Annotated in this window: 1 protein-coding gene; it reads left to right on the plus strand. The window is 73.9% G+C overall.

From position 1 onward, the window contains the following. A partial coding sequence (locus tag KUM38_RS28515; RefSeq protein WP_217133389.1) for an acyltransferase domain-containing protein occupies nt 1–375 on the plus strand: 375 nt, incomplete at both ends.

Consider the following 375-nt stretch of genomic DNA (forward strand, 5'->3'; position numbering starts at 1 on the left):
GCGGTGCGCAGTGTGCTGGTGCGGGAGCGTCTGGCCGGTCTGGGCGGGATGATGTCCGTCGCGGTGCCGGTGGAGCGGGCCGGGGAGCTGATCGCCGGGTATGGGGGCCGGGTGTCGGTGGCGGCGGTGAACGGTCCGGCGGCCGTCGTCGTCGCCGGTGAACCGCAGGCGCTGGACGAGGTGCTGGCGGCCTGCGAGCGTGACGGTGTCCGGGCCCGTCGCGTCAACGTGGACTACGCGTCGCACACCGCGCACGTGGAGGCCGTCGAGGCCGAACTGCTGGAGGCACTCGCGCCGGTGGAGCCGTCGGGCGGCCGGGTGCCGTTCTACTCCACGGTGACCGGCGGTTTCATCGACACCGCCACGATGGACGCC

Source organism: Streptomyces sp. AC558_RSS880, assembly GCF_019049255.1.
Lineage (GTDB): Bacteria > Actinomycetota > Actinomycetes > Streptomycetales > Streptomycetaceae > Streptomyces.